Source organism: Streptomyces decoyicus (assembly GCF_019880305.1).
Taxonomy (GTDB): Bacteria; Actinomycetota; Actinomycetes; order Streptomycetales; family Streptomycetaceae; genus Streptomyces; species Streptomyces decoyicus.
In genome coordinates this window covers 7,488,121-7,504,568 of record NZ_CP082301.1, presented here as the reverse complement: position 1 = coordinate 7,504,568, position 16,448 = coordinate 7,488,121, and the positions used below count along the sequence as shown (strand labels likewise).

The 16,448-nt window shown below is 73.0% G+C and carries 16 protein-coding genes; 11 read left to right on the top strand and 5 right to left on the bottom strand.

Annotated features, from left to right (window positions below; genetic code table 11):
• Positions 1-124: 124 nt before the first annotated feature.
• Both K7C20_RS32680 and K7C20_RS32675 read right to left on the bottom strand, forming a co-directional pair.
• On the bottom strand, positions 125-1,189 hold the full coding sequence (locus K7C20_RS32680) for a glucose-1-phosphate thymidylyltransferase (RefSeq protein WP_053209008.1): 1,065 nt from the start codon (positions 1,187-1,189) through the stop codon (positions 125-127).
• Between the two features lie 203 nt (positions 1,190-1,392).
• Complete coding sequence (locus tag K7C20_RS32675) at positions 1,393-2,535, bottom strand: CaiB/BaiF CoA transferase family protein (RefSeq protein WP_053209025.1); 1,143 nt, start codon at positions 2,533-2,535, stop codon at positions 1,393-1,395.
• A gap of 247 nt (positions 2,536-2,782) precedes the next feature.
• Between K7C20_RS32675 and K7C20_RS32670 the strand changes: the two genes are divergently transcribed.
• From K7C20_RS32670 to K7C20_RS32645, 6 genes are all read left to right on the top strand, one after another.
• On the top strand, positions 2,783-3,946 hold the full coding sequence (locus K7C20_RS32670; RefSeq protein WP_245171045.1) for a winged helix DNA-binding domain-containing protein: 1,164 nt from the start codon (positions 2,783-2,785) through the stop codon (positions 3,944-3,946).
• 88 nt (positions 3,947-4,034) lie between these two features.
• On the top strand, positions 4,035-4,805 hold the full coding sequence (locus K7C20_RS32665) for an SDR family NAD(P)-dependent oxidoreductase (protein ID WP_053209007.1): 771 nt from the start codon (positions 4,035-4,037) through the stop codon (positions 4,803-4,805).
• A gap of 104 nt (positions 4,806-4,909) precedes the next feature.
• Positions 4,910-6,031: an epoxide hydrolase family protein gene (locus K7C20_RS32660; protein WP_030082815.1), complete on the top strand. Its 1,122-nt coding sequence runs from the start codon at positions 4,910-4,912 to the stop codon at positions 6,029-6,031.
• A 28-nt stretch (positions 6,032-6,059) separates the two neighbouring features.
• The gene (locus K7C20_RS32655) at positions 6,060-7,283 is read left to right on the top strand and encodes a cytochrome P450 (RefSeq protein ID WP_053209006.1); all 1,224 of its coding nucleotides are present in this window, start codon (positions 6,060-6,062) and stop codon (positions 7,281-7,283) included.
• Between the two features lie 89 nt (positions 7,284-7,372).
• A complete protein-coding gene (locus K7C20_RS32650) occupies positions 7,373-7,696 on the top strand; it encodes a 2Fe-2S iron-sulfur cluster-binding protein (RefSeq protein ID WP_030082811.1) in 324 nt (107 codons plus the stop codon).
• Positions 7,696-8,937 carry an NAD(P)/FAD-dependent oxidoreductase gene (locus tag K7C20_RS32645; RefSeq protein WP_030082809.1) on the top strand — a complete coding sequence of 414 codons (1,242 nt, stop codon included), beginning with the start codon at positions 7,696-7,698 and terminating at the stop codon, positions 8,935-8,937. The genes K7C20_RS32650 and K7C20_RS32645 overlap by 1 nt, the downstream gene beginning before the upstream one ends.
• Positions 8,938-8,992: 55 nt before the next feature.
• On the opposite strand, the gene K7C20_RS32640 is transcribed toward K7C20_RS32645, so the two are convergent.
• Entirely contained in the window at positions 8,993-9,472 is a 480-nt protein-coding gene (locus K7C20_RS32640; RefSeq protein WP_150127194.1) for a hypothetical protein, read from the bottom strand.
• A gap of 188 nt (positions 9,473-9,660) precedes the next feature.
• Here K7C20_RS32640 and K7C20_RS32635 point away from each other — a divergent pair, with 188 nt between their 5' ends.
• A complete protein-coding gene (locus tag K7C20_RS32635; protein ID WP_030082805.1) occupies positions 9,661-10,044 on the top strand; it encodes a hypothetical protein in 384 nt (127 codons plus the stop codon).
• A 77-nt stretch (positions 10,045-10,121) separates the two neighbouring features.
• On the opposite strand, the gene K7C20_RS32630 is transcribed toward K7C20_RS32635, so the two are convergent.
• Together K7C20_RS32630 and K7C20_RS32625 are read right to left on the bottom strand one after the other, a co-directional pair.
• Positions 10,122-11,153 (bottom strand): MDR family NADP-dependent oxidoreductase, encoded by a 1,032-nt coding sequence (locus tag K7C20_RS32630; RefSeq protein WP_030082803.1) that lies wholly within the window; start codon positions 11,151-11,153, stop codon positions 10,122-10,124.
• Positions 11,154-11,270: 117 nt separating this feature from the next.
• Entirely contained in the window at positions 11,271-11,774 is a 504-nt protein-coding gene (locus tag K7C20_RS32625; RefSeq protein ID WP_245171044.1) for a DinB family protein, read from the bottom strand.
• Positions 11,775-12,029: 255 nt separating this feature from the next.
• Between K7C20_RS32625 and K7C20_RS32620 the strand changes: the two genes are divergently transcribed.
• The 4 genes from K7C20_RS32620 (at position 12,030) to K7C20_RS32605 (ending at position 16,421) form a co-directional block, all read left to right on the top strand.
• Entirely contained in the window at positions 12,030-12,560 is a 531-nt protein-coding gene (locus K7C20_RS32620; RefSeq protein WP_150127193.1) for a nuclear transport factor 2 family protein, read from the top strand.
• Between the two features lie 71 nt (positions 12,561-12,631).
• Positions 12,632-13,852: a cytochrome P450 gene (locus K7C20_RS32615; RefSeq protein ID WP_048829592.1), complete on the top strand. Its 1,221-nt coding sequence runs from the start codon at positions 12,632-12,634 to the stop codon at positions 13,850-13,852.
• A gap of 4 nt (positions 13,853-13,856) precedes the next feature.
• Positions 13,857-15,242: an NDP-hexose 2,3-dehydratase family protein gene (locus K7C20_RS32610; RefSeq protein ID WP_030082795.1), complete on the top strand. Its 1,386-nt coding sequence runs from the start codon at positions 13,857-13,859 to the stop codon at positions 15,240-15,242.
• A 66-nt stretch (positions 15,243-15,308) separates the two neighbouring features.
• Complete coding sequence (locus K7C20_RS32605) at positions 15,309-16,421, top strand: winged helix DNA-binding domain-containing protein (protein WP_063753980.1); 1,113 nt, start codon at positions 15,309-15,311, stop codon at positions 16,419-16,421.
• The last annotated feature ends 27 nt before the right edge of the window (positions 16,422-16,448 follow it).

Here is a 16,448-nt window from a genome sequence, read left to right as displayed (position 1 = left end):
CCGGCCGGCGGCAGAAGGTGGGCAGGACGACGGGACCGCCGGCCGGCGCCGGGCCGGCCGGCGGTGGACCGGGGTGGACCGGAGCCCGCCGGGCACGCTGCTGTGCCTGCTCGCCGCCTCGCGCTCAGGCGGCGACCTCGACGCTGGAGTGGTCGCCGACGACGAGGCGGGAGCAGCGGGTGCGGACGGCCGACGAGACCGTCGCGTCCCGGCCGATGACCGAGCCGCGGACCCCGCCGACGCGCCGGACCGTCGCCCCGTCCAGCATGATGGAGTACTCCACCTCCGCCGCGGTCAGCACACAGTCCCGGCCGATGGAGGTGTGCGGGCCGATGTGGCTGTCCTCCACCACGGTGCCGGCGCCGATGATGACCGGGCCGGTGATGCGGGAGCGGATGACCCGGGCGCCCTCCTCGATCACGACCGGGCCGGACACCTCGCTCGCCCCGTCCACGTCGCCGCGCACGGACGGCGCGAGCCGGTCGAGGAGTTCGCGGTTGCAGTCCAGGACGTCCTCGACCTTGCCGGTGTCCTTCCAGAAGCCGGAGTAGATCCGTGCCCGTACCTCCGCACCGTGGGACACCATCCACTGGAGCGCGTCGGTGATCTCCAGTTCGCCGCGGGCGCTCGGCTCGATCGCGGCGACCGCTTCGTGCACGGCCGGGGTGAAGAAGTAGACGCCGGTCATCGCGAGGTCGCTGCGCGGCTCGGCGGGCTTCTCCGCGAGCCGCACCACCCGGCCGTTCTCGTCGATCTCGGCGACCCCGAACGCCCTGGGGTCGGGCACCTTGTGCACCACCACCTGGGCGGCGGGCCGGTCCTCCCGGAACTGCCGGGCGATGTCGGCCACCCCGTCGGTGAGCATGTTGTCGCCCAGATACATCACGAAGTCGTCGTCGCCGAGGAAGTCCTGAGCGATGGTGATGCAGTGCGCGAGGCCGAGCGGTGCGTGCTGCCGGATGTAGGTGAGCTCGACGCCGAGGCCGGTGCCGTCGCCGAGCGCGGCCGCGATCTCCTGGCCGCGGTCCCCGACGATCACTCCGACCCGGGTGACCCCGAGGGCGCGCAGGCCTTCCATCACATGGACGAGCACCGGGCGGTTGGCGATCGGGATCAGCTGCTTGGGCATGGAATGGCTGAACGGGCGCAGCCGGCTGCCCAGCCCGCCGGCCAACACGAGTGCCTTCATGGGAAGTCCTTCCTCACCGCGTCGCCGGCCGCCGCTGCACGGCGGCGGGCGGCCTGGGACCTGCCGGCGCAGAATGCGGCGGGCGGGTCGCGGCGCGCTCAACCCCCGCTGGTTTTCCGGCGCCTGAGGGGAGACACCCCAAAGGGCTGTCCCGCAACCCCTGGCGGGGCAGCCCTTGGCCCGCCGGCCGCGGCGGGCAGGGCTCAGCCGGCCGGGGCCGGCTCGGCGGCGGCCAGCCGGGCGCTCTCCGCTTCCGTCAGCCCCCAGTCGGCGAGCAGCCGCGGGCAGGGCCCGTCGGGCGCCGCCGCCGGGTCCGGCCCTGCGGGGGTGCGCCCGAACCGGGGTGCCGGGGCGGGCTGAACGCCCTCGTCGGTGCTCAGGAAGGTGCCGCGTGCCCGGTGGTGCGGGTGCCCGGCGGCCTCCCGCAGACTGAGCACCGGGGTCACGCACGCCTGGGTGCCGTCGAAGGCCGCGGTCCACTCCGCGCGGGTACGGGTCGCGAACCGGTCGGCGAACTCCCGCCGGAGAACCGGCCAGTTGGCGGGGTCGTCACGGTCCGGCAGCCGGTCGGCGGCCAGTCCGAGACCGGCCAGCAGCGCCGTGTAGAAGCGCTCCTCCAGCGCGCCGACCGCGACATGTTCGCCGTCGGCGCAGGTGTAGACGGCGTAGAAGGGCGCCCCGCCGTCGAGGAGGTTGCCGCCCCGGTCCGCTCGCCACTGGCCCGCCTGCGCCATGGCCAGCAGCATGCCCGTCAGCGAGGCGGTGCCGTCCACGATGGCCGCGTCCACCACCTGGCCCAGCCCGGAGCGCGACCGTTCGAAGAGCGCGGCGAGGATGCCGGCGACCAGCAGCATCCCGCCGCCGCCGAAGTCACCGAGCAGGTTGACCGGCGGGACCGGAGCGCCGCCGGCCGGCCCGATGGCGTGCAGCACGCCGGTGAGGCCGATGTAGTTGATGTCGTGGCCGGGTGCCTGCGCCAGCGGCCCGTCCTGGCCCCACCCGGTCATCCGGCCGTACACCAGGGCGGGGTTGCGGGCACGGCACACCGCGGGTCCGACGCCGAGCCGCTCGGCCACCCCTGGCCGGAAGCCCTCGACCAGCACATCCGCACCGTCCACCAGCCGCAGCAACAGCCTGGTGCCGGCCGGGTCCTTGAGGTCCAGGGCGACCGGGCGGCGGCCGCGGTCGAGGATGCGGTGCCATGCGGCGAAGGCACGGTCCTGGCCGGGCCGGTCGACGCGGATCACCTCGGCGCCGAGGTCGGCGAGCATCATGCAGGCGTACGGGGCGGGGCCGATCGCGGCGAGTTCGAGCACCCGCAGTCCGTGCAGCGGGCCGCCGCTCACCGTGGCTCCCGGTGGCGCGGGACAGGTGGGGCGGGTGGGACGGAAGCGGAGCGGGGCGGCGTACCGGCGGGCGAGCGGCCGGCGGAGGAGGAAGGCGGCATCCGCGGAGGGTGACAGCGGGCGCTGCACCGGGCCTTGAGGGGCTCTCGCGCCGCGCCGACACCCGCCCGCGCGCGGTTCGAGCCGGAGGCGAGTTCCCCGGTCCATAGTGGGCCTGCCCCTCCTGCACCACGACCGAAGGAATCCGATGGCCACCCGGATGCCGGCGAGCAGCCGCCCGCACAACGGCGAGGACGGCACTCCCGTCCTCAGCACCCGCGCCCTCAACCGTGCCCTGCTGGCACGCCAGTTGTTGCTGCGGCGTCACCAACTGGGCGTCCTCGACGCGGTGACCCGGCTCGTCGGACTCCAGGCCCAGGCACCCAACCCGCCCTACATCGGCCTGTGGACCCGCCTGGACGGGTTCGCGATCGAGGATCTGGCGGGTGCACTGGAGGACCGTTCCCTGACCCGTATCGCCGTGATGCGCAGCACGGTGCATCTCGTCACGGCGCAGGACTGCCGCACGCTGCGTCCGCTGACCCAGCCGGCTCTGGACCGCGATCTGTGGGTGGGCAGCGGGTCCGGCAAGGCGGTGGACGGGGTGGTGGACCCGGCCGAACTGGCCGACGCCGCACGCGCCGCGCTGGCCGACGCGCCGCTGACGACCGCGGAGCTGGGCGAGGCGTTGCAGCAGCGCTGGCCCGGGGTGGCGGCGCGGCATCTGGCCTACGCGGCGCGCACGCTGCTGCCGCTGGTGCAGGTGCCGCCGCGGGGGATCTGGGGAGTGGGCGGCCGGACGCGGTACGCCACCGCCGAGTCCTGGCTCGGCGAGCCGCTGACGGCCGAGCCCTCCCTCCAGGAGGTGGTGCTGCGTTATCTGGCGGCGTACGGCCCGGCCACCGTCAAGGACGTGCAGATCTGGTCGGGGCTGACCCGGCTGCGGCCCGTGCTCGACGGTCTGCGGGACCGGCTGCGCATCTTCCGGGACGGCGCCGGCCACGAGCTGTTCGACGTGCCCGGAGCGCCGCTGCCCGACCCGGGCCTCCCCGCCCCCGTGCGGTTCCTGCCGGAGTTCGACAACATCCTGCTGTCGCACGCCGACCGGGGCCGCATCATCACCGACGAGGACCGCCGGCGGATCTTCACCCGCAACGGCATCGTCCGTGCCACCTTTCTCGTCGACGGCTTCGTCCGCGGCATGTGGGCCATCGACCGCGACCGCAGCGGGGCGGTGCTGCGCGTCGAGCCGTTCGCTCCGCTCGGCGCGCCGGACCGTGCCGCCCTGTCGGAGGAGGGCGCCCGCCTGCTGGCGTTCGCCGCGGCCGACGCCCGCGCGCACGACATCCGCTTCGCACCGCCCGGAGGGTGACCGCACCCTCCCGTCACGGCCGGTGCGCCTGGTACGACCCCCTGCCCCGGGCGGACGAGCCGCCCGGCCTTCCCGAGAGGAACCCGCCATGCCCCACGCACCGTTCGCCGGCCGGACCGTCGTCGTCACCGGAGGCGGCACCGGCATCGGCCGCGCCACCGCGCTCGCCTTCGCCGAGCAGGGCGCCGCCGTGCTCGTCACCGGCCGCCGCAAGGAACGGCTGGCCGAGACCGCCGCCGCGCACTCCGCGGTCGTCCCGGTGACCGCCGATGTCACCACCGAGTCGGGCGCCGAGGCGGTCGCCGAGGCGGTGCGCGAGCGCGGCGGCACGGTGGATGTGCTGGTGCACAACGCCGGCATCTTCCGCTTCAGCCCGCTGGCGGCACTGGACGTGACCGCCGCCCGGGAGGTCCTCGACACCAACGTGATCGGCCCGGTCCTGCTCACCAAGCATCTGCTGCCGCTGCTGCGTTCGCCGGGCGGCAGCCTGGTGCTGGTCTCCAGCCGCGGCGGCCACAACCCGGGCCCCGGCAGTTCGCTGTACTCGGCCAGCAAGGCGGCCGTGCACAGCCTCACGCGCAGCTGGGCGGCCGAACTGTCCGCACAGGGCATCCGGGTCAACGCGGTCGCCCCCGGCTTCGTCCGCACCGACGCCTACGCCGCCAACGGCCTGGCGCCGCAGGAGGTCGAGGGCCTGTTCGCGGGGGTCGCCCAGGGCATCCCGCTGGGCCGGGTCGCCGAGACCGACGACATCACACCCTGGATCGTCCAACTGGCCCATCCGTCGTCCGCCCTGGTCACCGGGCAGGTCATCACCATCGACGGCGGGATGGACGTGGGCGGGCCGCAGGGCGGCTGACCCGCTGCCACACCCTGGTCCAGCCGGGCTCGACCCGGCGTTCAGGGCGCACTCCTAGCCTCGGTGCGACCGAGGCAAGCCGCAGCGCTGGAGGGGACGTTCCTATGAGCCCGGCCATCACCCCGTACCGCATCGACATTCCGCAGCCGGAGATCGACGACCTCCGCCGGCGGCTCGCCCGGACCCGCTGGCCGGAGGCGGAGACCGTCGCCGACCGGTCCCAGGGCGTCCCGCTCGCGGTCATGAAGGACCTGTGCGCCCACTGGGCGGAGCGCTACGACTGGCGGGCCACCGAGGCCCGGCTGAACGCGCTGCCGCAGTTCCGTACGGAGATCGACGGGCTGGGCCTCCACTTCCTGCACGTCCGCTCCCCGCACCCCGGTGCCGTACCGCTGCTGATCACCCATGGCTGGCCCGGCTCGGTGGTGGAATTCCTCGACATCATCGGCCCGTTGACCGATCCCGCGGACCCGGCCGACGCGTTCCACGTGGTGTGCCCGTCGCTGCCGGGCTACGGCTTCAGCGACAAGCCGTCCGAGGCCGGCTGGACCGCCGAGCGGATCGCGGCGGCGTGGCAGGAGCTGATGGCGCGGCTGGGGTACACCCGCTATGCGGCGCACGGGGTGGACTGGGGTTCCTTCATCTCGGCCGTGATCGGCGAGACCGACCGCGGCAGCCTGCTGGGGCTGCATCTGACGATGCCGTTCGCCCGGCCGCCGCAGGAACAGGCCGAGCTGTCCGAGCGGGACCTGGCCGGGCTGGCCGCCATGAAACGGTTCCAGCAGGAGGAGGGCGGCTACTCGGTCCTCCAGACCACCCGGCCGCAGACGCTCGGCTACGGGCTGACCGACTCCCCCGCCGGCCAGCTGGCGTGGATGGCCGAGAAGTACTGGGCGTGGAGCGATCACGACGGGGACCTCGAGAAGGTCATCTCCCGCGACCGGCTGCTGGACGCCGTGTCGGTGGCCTGGTTCACGGCGTCGGCCGCGTCGTCGGCCCGGATCTACTGGGAGAGCCAGAACAAGCTCGCGCTGGCGCCCGTCCACGTCCCCACGGCCGTCGCCAACTACCCGAAGGACGGCCGGATGCCGCGGCCCTGGATCGAGGGCCGCTTCACCGATCTGCGGGACTGGAAGGACCACGAGCACGGTGGTCACTTCCCGGCTCTGGAACAGCCCGAGAACCTCGTCCGCGACCTGCGCGCGTTCTTCCGCACCCTGCGCTGACCCCTGCCTCTTCTGGAAAGGACCCCTCGTGACGACTTCTGCCACCGGACCCGGCGCGGCCACCGACGCCAAGACGTTCCCCTATCAGCGCAGGTGCCCCTTCAGCCCGCCGGTCGAGTACGCGGCGATGGCCGAGCAGGATGTCTCGGAGGTGACGCTGACCGGCTCCGGGCTGCGGGTATGGACGGTGACCGGCTACCACACCATCCGCAAGCTGCTCACCGATCCGCGGGTCAGCGCCTCGCGCAGACACGCCAACTTCCCCTTCTACTTCGTGGCGCCGCCGGAGTACCGCACCGAGACCTCGTTCATCGGGTACGACGGAGCGGAGCACACCACGACCCGGCGCAAGGCCGCGCTGACGTTCACCAACCGGCAGGTGCAGCGGCTGCGCCCGCGTATCGAGCAGATCGTCGACGAGCACCTCGACCTGATGCTGGGCATGCAGCCGCCGGTCGACATGCACCGGGTGTTCTCGCTGGCGGTGCCGATGACCGTCATCTGTGAACTCCTCGGCATCCCGCAGGACAAGCACGACTTCTTCATCAAGCACGGCACCGCCCTGCTCGGCGGCCACAGCTCCACGGAGGAGCGGCAGGCCGCGATCGTCGAGGTCAACGCCTATGTGGACGAGCTGATCCAGCTCAAGAAGCGCGAACCGGGTGACGATCTGCTGAGCCGGGCGATGGCCGACTACGCGGCGTCCGGCGAGGAGTACACCGACCGGGACCTGTTCAACATGGTGCGGCTGCTGATGAACGGCGGGCACGAGACCACCGCCAGCCAGATCTCGCTGGGTACCGCCTGCCTCCTGGAGAACCCCGACCAGCTGCAACTGCTGCTGGACGACCCGGCGCTGGTCAAGCCCGCCGTCGAGGAGCTGGTGCGGTTCGCCACCATCGGGGACACCGCGGTACCGCGCGTCGCGCTGGAGGACCTGGAGATCGGCGGGCAGGTCATCCGCAAGGGCGACGGCATCCTGTGCCTGGGGCTGGCCGCCAACCGGGACCCGGAGACCTTCCCCGAGCCGGAGAAGCTGGACATCACCCGCGGCAGCCGCAAGCACCTCGGCTTCGGTCACGGTGTGCACCACTGCATCGGCGCGGACCTGGCGCGGCTGGAGCTGGAGATCGTGTGGAGCAAGCTCTTCCGGCGCATCCCGGACCTCCGGCTGGCCAAGCCGTTCCTGGAGATCCCGCGCAAGGAAGGCGCGGTCATCTACGGGTTGTGGGAGCTGCCGGTCACCTGGTGACACTCCACGGGCCCAACCGGCGCCGCAGCGGCGCCCGTTGGCACCTCCGCACGCTTGTCCGCCGGCCGTCATCCGACGAGGAGAGCTCCATGGCCAAGATCACCTATCGGCATCCGAACGGAACCGAGACCGTCGTCGACGTCCCGGTGCCCAACACCGTGATGCGCGGCGCGAAGATCAACAACATCGACGGGATAGAGGCCCAGTGCGGCGGTTCCGCCCAGTGCGGCACCTGCCATGTGTACATCGACGAGGCCAACGCGCTGCCGCTGCCCGAGATGCACGAGTCCGAGGACGACGTCCTCTACGGCACCGCCGCCCCGCGCCGCGCGAACAGCCGCCTCAGCTGCCAGCTGCCGGTCTCCGAAGAGATCGACGGGCTCGTGGTGCATCTGCCGGAGACCCAGAGCTGATGGCAGCGCCGTCGGTCGTCGTCATCGGTGCGGGGCAGGCAGGCTCGGACACCGCCGCGGCGCTGCGGTCCCAGGGCTTCGGCGGGCGGATCACCCTGGTCGGCGCCGAGGGCGTCCTTCCCTACCAACGGCCCCCGCTGTCCAAGCAGTTCCTCGCCGGGACCCGGAGCAGCACCGATCTCGCACTGCGCCCCGCCTCGTTCCACACCGCCCAGGACATCGAGTTCGTGGGCCAGGATCCGGCCGTGCGCCTCGACCGGGCCGGCGCCCGCGTCCTCCTCGCGTCCGGACGCTCCCTCGGCTATCAGCACCTGGTCCTGGCCCTCGGCGCCCGCCCCCGCCGGCTCACCGTTCCCGGCGCCGGGCTGGACGGGGTGCTGACCCTGCGCACCCTCACGGACGCCGGCCGGCTGCGCGACGGCATGCGCGACGCCGGGCATCTCCTGGTGATCGGCGGCGGTTTCGTGGGACTGGAGGTCGCCGCGACGGCACGGGCGGCCGGGCTGGAGGTGACCGTCGTCGAGGCCGGGGCCCGCCTGTTGGCGCGTTCGGTCAGCGGCGCGATGTCGGCTCATCTGCTCGCCGAACACCGCGCGCACGGCGTCCGGGTGCTGCTCTCCCGCGAGGTGACGGCCCTGCGCGGCGACGGTGCGGGTCATGTGCGGGAGGCCGAACTGGACGGCGGGGAGCGGATCGCGGCGGACCTGGTGGTCGTCGGCATCGGCGCACTGCCGGAGGTCGGGCCGGCCGCCGACGCCGGTCTGGCCGTGGACGACGGCATCCTCGTCGACGCCTTTCTGCGCACCAGCGACCCCGCCGTCCATGCGGTCGGCGACTGTGCCCGGTTCCCCGGCCCGCACACCGGGCGCCCGGTCCGCCTGGAATCGGTGCAGAACGCGGCCGACCAGGCGCGGTGTGTGGCGGCCACGCTCTGCGGGAATCCCCGGCCGTACGCGGCGCTGCCGTGGTTCTGGACCGAGCAGTACGGGCTGCGGTTGCAGATCGCCGGGCTCGGCGACGGCCACGACCGGGTGCTGACCGTCGGCGATCCGAGCACCGGGCGGTTCTCCCTGCTCTGTTACCGGGGCCGGCAGCTGCTCGCCACCGAGTCGGTGAACCAGCCGGCCGACCACATGATCACCCGGCGGCTGATGGGCGCGGGAGGGCCGCTGCCGGCCCCCGAGGAGGCGGCGCGGCCCGGATTCGGCTTCAAGGCCTTTCAGCAGGCCGCCAGCGTGTGACGCCGCGGCGCAGGGCCCGCCCCCGCTGCCGGGGGCGGGCCCTGCGCCGCGGTGGTCAGGAACGGGTTCCGGTGTCGTGCGCCTGCACGCTGCGGGTGAGTACGTCGTCGGCGTCGTACTGCCGGGAGACCCCGCTGCTGGTGAAGGTGTCGCCGGTGAGCCGGGCGCTCTGGTCGACGCTCACCCGGCCGAGGTAGTCGCCCCGTTCGCTCCACATGGGTTCGGCGATCCGGAAGGTGAAGCGCCCGTCCCCGGTCCGGCTCCAGCGCCCGGCGCCGCCGCCCACGATGAACGCCGTACCGCCCGGGGTGAACTGCACGGTGCTGTCGTAGGTATGGCCCTCGAAGGACACCTTCAGTGCCCATCGCCCGACCGGACTTGCCGCGGCCATCCGCCCGGCACCTGCGGCCGGGGCGCCCGTTCCGGCCGGGGCGACGGCCGTCGACGTACCGGTCATCGGCACCGCGGCCAGGACGGCCGCGGCCACGACGACCGGCGTCCTGCGGCGTCTCCCTGTGTCTGCCGAACGCTTCATGCTGTTCCTCCCCCGCGCGGCGCGCGTGTGCTGTGGTGAACCGGTCGGGACAGGCTGCGGCCACCGGCTCGACGGACGCTCGAGGGACGCTGCACGCACCGCGCTCCAGCCGGGCGCGAGACGGCCTCGGGACACTGGGCGGCCCCGGGCCGATCCGAAAGACACGCCCTGGCCCCCGAGGAGGCCCGATGCTGCTCCCCCGCACTCGCCCCGGCCGCGACGACCGCATCCTTCGGCCGGCGGCGGCCGGCACCTGGCGGGCGCTGGTGCGGCGGCCCCGGGAGACCTCCGCCAGCACCTTCGTCTTCACCGAGCGGGGCTCGGCCCTGCTGCTCTCCGGCACCGCGGGCTGCGGCTCGTGGAGCGCCACGGGGGCGTCGGCGTTCTCCTACCGGATCTCCGAGCCCCTGTGGGACGCGGACGGCCGTTTCCGGGGCTGGGTGGACATCGACCAGACAGCCGTGTTCCGGGGTCCGGGGTTCACCAGCTGCGGGGTGTCCCGCGTCCATGACGCGCACGGCGTCCTGAGGTACCGCGTGCCGGTGGCGGTCCTCGCACGCCGGTGGGGGTGAGGGGCCGCGCGGGGAAAAGGGGCGGGCACCGGAGATCCGGTGCCCGCCCCCGTTCGTACGGGTGGTTCGGCGTGTCCTCAGGCGTGCGCCAGGTGCAGGGCGACGTTGCCCCGGTAGGCACCCTTGAGCAGCGACATCAGGGCGGCGGGTGCGGCCTCGATGCCGCCCTCGACGGCCGTGTGCGGGAAGACGAAGGTGCCTTCGGCCACCCACATCGCGAAGTGCCGCGTCCACTGGGTGATCTGCTCCGGCGTGTGGTACGTCGCGAACGGCCGCAGCTCCAGATGCTTGGTGATGGCCGTCATGAGGTCGAGCCGGGGATGAGCCTGTGCGCCGTTCTGTGCGGACAGCGCGCCGCACAGCGCGAACCGCGCATGCGGGGCCGCGACCTCGATCGCGGCCTCGAACTGCTCGCCGCCCACGTTGTCGAAGAAGACGTGGATGCCGTCCGGGGCGAGCTCGCGCAGCCGGTCGACGACCGGGCCGTCGTGGTAGTCGAAGGCGTCGTCGAAGCCCAGCGCGCCGACGAGGTAGTCGACCTTCTCCTTGCTGCCCGCACTGCCGATCACCCGGGCCGCGCCCCGGCACTTGGCGATCTGCCCGGCGAGCGAGCCCACCCCGCCGGCGGCACCGGAGACGAACACCACGTCGCCCTTGCCGACCCGGGCGATGTCGGCCATGCCGTAGTAGGCGGTGGGGCCCTGGCTCAGGTAGTACACCGGGCTCGGGAAGAGGTCCGGGTCGACCTTGAAGTACGTATTGGCCGGACCGCAGGAGTACTCGCTCCAGCCGGTCATCGACTGCACGATGTCGCCGACGGCCAGGTCCGGGCTCGCGGACCGGACCACCGTGCCCAGCGCGCCCCCTCCGAGCCGCTCGCCGACCTGGAACGGGGGCAGCGGCAGCGGGCAGTCGGCCCGCATCAGATCCTGGTAGGCCGCCGCCAGCGGCAGATGGTCCGTACGGACCAGGACCTCGCCGGGGGCCGGCTCGGGCACCTCGACCTCGACGATGTCGAAGTGGCCGAGGGTCAGTTCACCCTCCAAGTGCTCGGACAGCCGTACTTCCCGCGCCTTCTGCGGAATGCCGGGACCCACACCAGCGCTCATGACTCTCCTTCGTGCCGTCGGCAGCCTGGGCTGAAACCTCCCCAGGGATATCCCGGCCCGCTCGCGGCCGCCTCGGGCGCCGGTGCAGCGCCGGGCGGGGCGGCGGGCCGGGGGCCGTCATGCGCCGGGGGCGGCCTGCTGGAGGTCGAAGGCGTTGGCGCCGTCAAGGGATTCCCGGATCACGTCGGCATGGCCGGCGTGCCGGGCCGCCTCCCCGATCAGATGCAGCAGGATCCACCGGACGGTACGCGGCTCGTCCTGCGGGCCCCACGGGGTCTTGGGCATCGGCACCCGCTCGTCGAAGTCCTTGACGGCCCGCACCGCCTGCGCCACTTCCGCGCCCACCCGCTCGTGCTCGGCCAGCAGACCGGCCACCGTGGCCGTCGCGGGCACCTCGAACTCGGCCTGTCCGTCGCGCTGAAGCCAGTCGGCCCCCCGGCCGGCGATGACCGGGATCCATTCCGGCTCTCCGCGCACGGCATGGGTGATCAGCGAGGCCAGCGACAGTGTGCTGACGCTGGGGGTGCTGCGCGCCTGTTCTTCGGTGAGGCCGACGAGCGCCCGGCGCAGCACCGCGCGGTGCTCCTGCCAGGCGGCCAACAGCTCTTCACATTCATCCATCCGCGGGTCCGCCGGGGTCGGCATGCCGATCGCCTCTCGTCCGTGCTGGTGGTACGGCCTGCACAACGCCGCAGGTCCGGCCGGGGACACGCGGCGCCGTCCGACACGCCCGCCCCGGGCCGGGTCCGGAAAGTCCCGCCCCCAGGGCGTGACGCCCTAGCGCCTCTCCAGGACGCGTCCAGCTCGGCCGGTCACCGTGGACGGCGCCACAGACCCGACCGGCGACGGTGGCGCGCCATGACCGAAGGAGCCGATGTGTCCCAGGTAACGCAGGCAACCGTGCAGCGGGTGACCGCGGATCTGTATGTCGAGGTGCAGCAGTTCTACGCACGGCAGATGCCGCTCCTGGAAGCCCGGAAGCTGGAGGAGTTCCTGGAGACCCTGACCGAGGACGGCTCGATCGAGCACCGTCCCGGCGGCTGGAAGCTCGAAGGCCGCCGGCAGCTGCTGACCGAGATGCAGGCCCGCCGGGGGGACCCGGAGCGGCCGCTCGTCGAGGAGATCTCGGCCCGCGAGGCGCGGGAGCAGAACGTCTCGTATTACGACGGCCTGATCTACCGGTACTGGTTCGACCGGATGCACATCGAGCCGGTCGGCGAGGACACCCTGAAGGTGCGCTACCAGGCGATCGTGAGCATGACCGACGCCGCGGGCAAGGTCAGCTTCGAGCCGACGACGGTCGTGGACGACGTCCTGGTCCGTATCGACGGTGAGCTGTACACCCGTTCGCGCGTCGTCACACATGACTCTCCCGCCTGGGCCGACAAGATCCACAACCCGTCCTGAGCAGCCCGGCCGGCTGCCGGCCGCCCTGGTCCGATCCGTTCCGAAAAGGCCGCACACCGCGGAGGTGCCCCTTGTCCGCCTGCCCCGTTTCCGACGCCTTCCCCTTCCCCGGCTCGTCCTATCAGGGCCCGGCCCCGCACTACGCCCGGCTGCGCACCGAACAGCCGGTGGTACGGGTGCGGACGGCGGGCGGTGTGGACGCCTGGCTGGTCACCCGTTACGAGGACGTCCGGGCCGCTCTGGCCGACCCCCGGCTCAGCAGGGCGGAGACCTGCAAGCCCGGCGCGCCGCGGATCGGCGGCTCGATGACCACCACGCCCGAGATGATCATTTCGCTGGACGGCGCCGAACACGCCCGGCTGCGCAAGCTGGTGGTCGGCGCGTTCACCACCCGGCGGGTCGAGCAGATGCGGCCCGGTGTGCAGAAGGTGGCCGACGAGCTGCTGGACGACATGGCGGACCGCGGCGGCCCGGTGGATCTGGTGCAGCAGCTGACGGTGCCGCTGCCGCTGACGGTCATCGGTGAGCTGCTCGGTGTCCCGCGCGAGGATCTGCGGCAGTTCGAGACCTACGCCCGCGCCTTCGCCACGGTCGACGACCGGGCCGGCGGCGAGGAGTCGCTGGCCGGCCTGGCCAAGCTGAACGAGTACATCGTCGGCCTGATCGCCGACAAGCGGGCCGAGCCCAGCGACGACATGCTCTCGGATCTGATCGCGGCCCGCGACAACGACGACCGGCTCAGCGAACAGGAGCTGGTGACCTTCGGTTTCACCCTGATCGGCGCCGGCTTCGACACCACCGCCAACCAGCTCGCCAACTCCGTACTGGCGCTGGTGGCCGGGCACCGCGACCAGTGGCACGCGCTCGTCGAGGACCACAGCCGGATACCGGACGCCGTCGAGGAACTGCTGCGGCACGTCAACCTGTTCGCCACCGACACCTCGGGATTCCCGCGGATGGCCGTCGAGGACCTGGAGATCGGCGGAGTGCACATCGCCGCGGGCGAGCCGGTCCTGCTGTCCCTGGCCTCCGCCAACCGCGACCCGTCGGTCTTCGACGACCCGGACCGGCTGGACCTGGCCCGCGGCCGCAATCCGCACATCTCCTTCGGCCACGGCATCCACTACTGCCTCGGCAAGCAGCTCGGCCGGATGGAGATGGAGATCGCCCTGGCCGGGCTGGTGCGGCGCTTCCCGGATCTGCGGCTGGCCGTGCCCCAGAGCGAACTCCCCTGGCACACGGGCGAGATCAACCACACCCTGACCAGCCTTCCGGTCACCTGGGGGGCCTGAGGCCATGGCCACCGCCACGCCCTCCCGTACGGCAGCGGATCTCGCGGAGCGCTGTGCGCGCTCCGCCGCGGTGACCGAGGCCGGCTCGTGGCTGCGTACCGCCGAGGTCCCCGGCTGGATGGCGGAGCGCCACGCGTCCCACCGCTTCGCGGTGCGGCGCATCCCGTTCGCGGCGCTGACCGGGTGGTCCTTCGCCGCCGGGACCGGGAACCTGCGGCACGACAGCGGGCGCTTCTTCACCGTGGAGGGGCTGCAGGTCTCGGTCGGCACCGGGCCCTTCCCGCACTGGCAGCAGCCCATCATCAAACAGCCGGAAGTCGGCATCCTGGGCATCCTCGCCAAGGAGTTCGACGGTGTCCTGCACTTCCTGATGCAGGCCAAGATGGAACCGGGCAACCGCAATCTGCTCCAGCTGTCACCGACCGTGCAGGCCACCCGCAGCAACTACACCAAGGTGCACCGCGGCGCCGATGTGCGCTACCTCGACCACTTCCTGCGGCCCGCCCCGGGCAGCGTGGTGGCCGATGTTCTCCAGTCCGAACACGGCTCCTGGTTCTTCCGCAAGAGCAACCGGAACATGATCGTCGAGACCCGCGACGAGGTGCCGGTGGCCGAGGACTTCTGCTGGCTGACGCTGGGGCAGATCGGCCGGCTGCTGCGCCGGGACAACGTCGTGAACATGGATGCCCGGTCGGTCCTGGCGTGCGTACCCACGGGCGGTGCTCCGGGGTCCGGCGCACCGTACGGTGACACGGACCTGCTGTCCTGGTTCACCGCCGAGCGCTCCCGCCACACGGTCAGCGCCGAGCGCATCCCCCTGGACGTGGTGGCGGGCTGGCGGCGCGGGCCGGACACGATCGAGCGCCCGGACGGCCGGTACTTCCGCGTGGTGGCGGTGGCCGTCGAGGCGGGCAGCCGCGAGGTGACGGGCTGGAGCCAGCCCCTGATCGAGCCGTGCGGAATCGGCGTCACCGCCTTCCTCACCCGCCGCGTCGGAGGCGTCCTCCAGGTGCTGGTGCACGCCCGGGTGGAGGGCGGCTTCCTCGACACCGTCGAACTCGGGCCGACCGTCCAGTGCGTGCCGGGCAACCACGCCGCTCTGCCGCCCGGGGACCGGCCGCCGTTCCTCGACACGGTGCTGACGGCCGGGCCCGGCCGCATCCGGTACGCGGCCGCCCACTCCGAGGAGGGCGGTCGCTTCCTCAACGCCGAGAGCCGCTATCTGCTCGTGGAGGCCGCCGACGACATGCCGGAGGAGCTACCGCCGGGCTACCGCTGGGTCACGCCCGGCATGCTCGGTGCGCTGGTCCGGCACGGTCACTACCTCAACGTCCAGGCACGCAGCCTGCTCTCGCTGCTCACCACCGGCGCGGCCGGCCTCCAGGACTGACCGCAGCACCGGCGGGGCGGTGCGGCCTCGAGTGCCGGTCGAGTACGGGCGGCAACAATGAGGCGCATGTCCCAGCTCTCCCTGCGCACGCTCAACCGCACCTATCTGGAGCGGCAGTTACTGCTCGACCGCGCCACCCGCACCCCCCTCGAAACCATCGGCCATCTGACGGGGCTCCAGGGCCAGGAGCCCGACGCGCCCTATGTGGGCCTGTGGGCGCGGCTCGCGGACTTCCGGCACGACGGGCTGACGGCGTTGCTGCACGACCGTTCCGTCGTCCGCGCCAAGCTCCTGCGCAACACCCAGCACCTGGTGCGCGCGGAGGATTTCCGTACGCTGCACCCGCTGCTGGCCCCGGTGCTGGGCAAGGCCCGCCAGGGCGCGTTCGGGCGGGCCATCAACGGACTCGACACGGGCGAACTCGCCAAGGTGGGGCGGGAGTTGATGAGCGGCGACGGGCTCACCCGCCCGCAGCTGGGCCGTGCGCTGGCGGCGCGGTTCCCCGGTCGGGACAGTCTCGCCCTGGCCTATGCCGTGCAGTCGCTGGTGGCGCATGTGCACCCGCCGCCCAGCGGCGTCTGGGGCCACCGCGGCGCCACTCCGGTGGTCCTCGCGGAGGAATGGCTCGGCCGCCCGATGGCCGCGCTGCCCCGCATCGACGACGTGATCCTGCGCTATCTCGCGGCCTACGGGCCGGCCGGGGTGAGGGACATCCAGGCGTGGTGCGGTCTGACCAGGCTGCGGGCGGTGGTCGACGGCATGCGGTCGCGGCTGCGGGTGTACCACGACTCCTCGGGCCGGGAGTTGTTCGATGTGCCCGGCGCTCCGCTCGCCGACCCGGACCGGCCCGCGCCGGCGCGCTTTCTGCCGCCCTTCGACAATCTCGTCCTCGGTCATGCGGACCGCACACGGGTGATCGACGACGCGGACCGCCGGCGGGTGATCACCGGCAGCGAGGTGCGCCCGGTGTTCCTGGTCGACGGCTTTGTGCGCGGCATCTGGTCGTGGCGGGACGGCACCTTGGAGGTCACACCGTTCCGGCCGCTGGCACCGGACGAGGCAGCCGAGGTACAGGAGGAGGCCGGGGCGCTGCTCGGCTTTCTGGCGGGGCCCGGCGGAGCGGGCACCGCGGGGCGGAAGCGCGCGGTGCCCGCGGCGGGCCAGGTCCTGATCGGCTGAGCTGCGCACCGGGAGCCGGTGACCCCG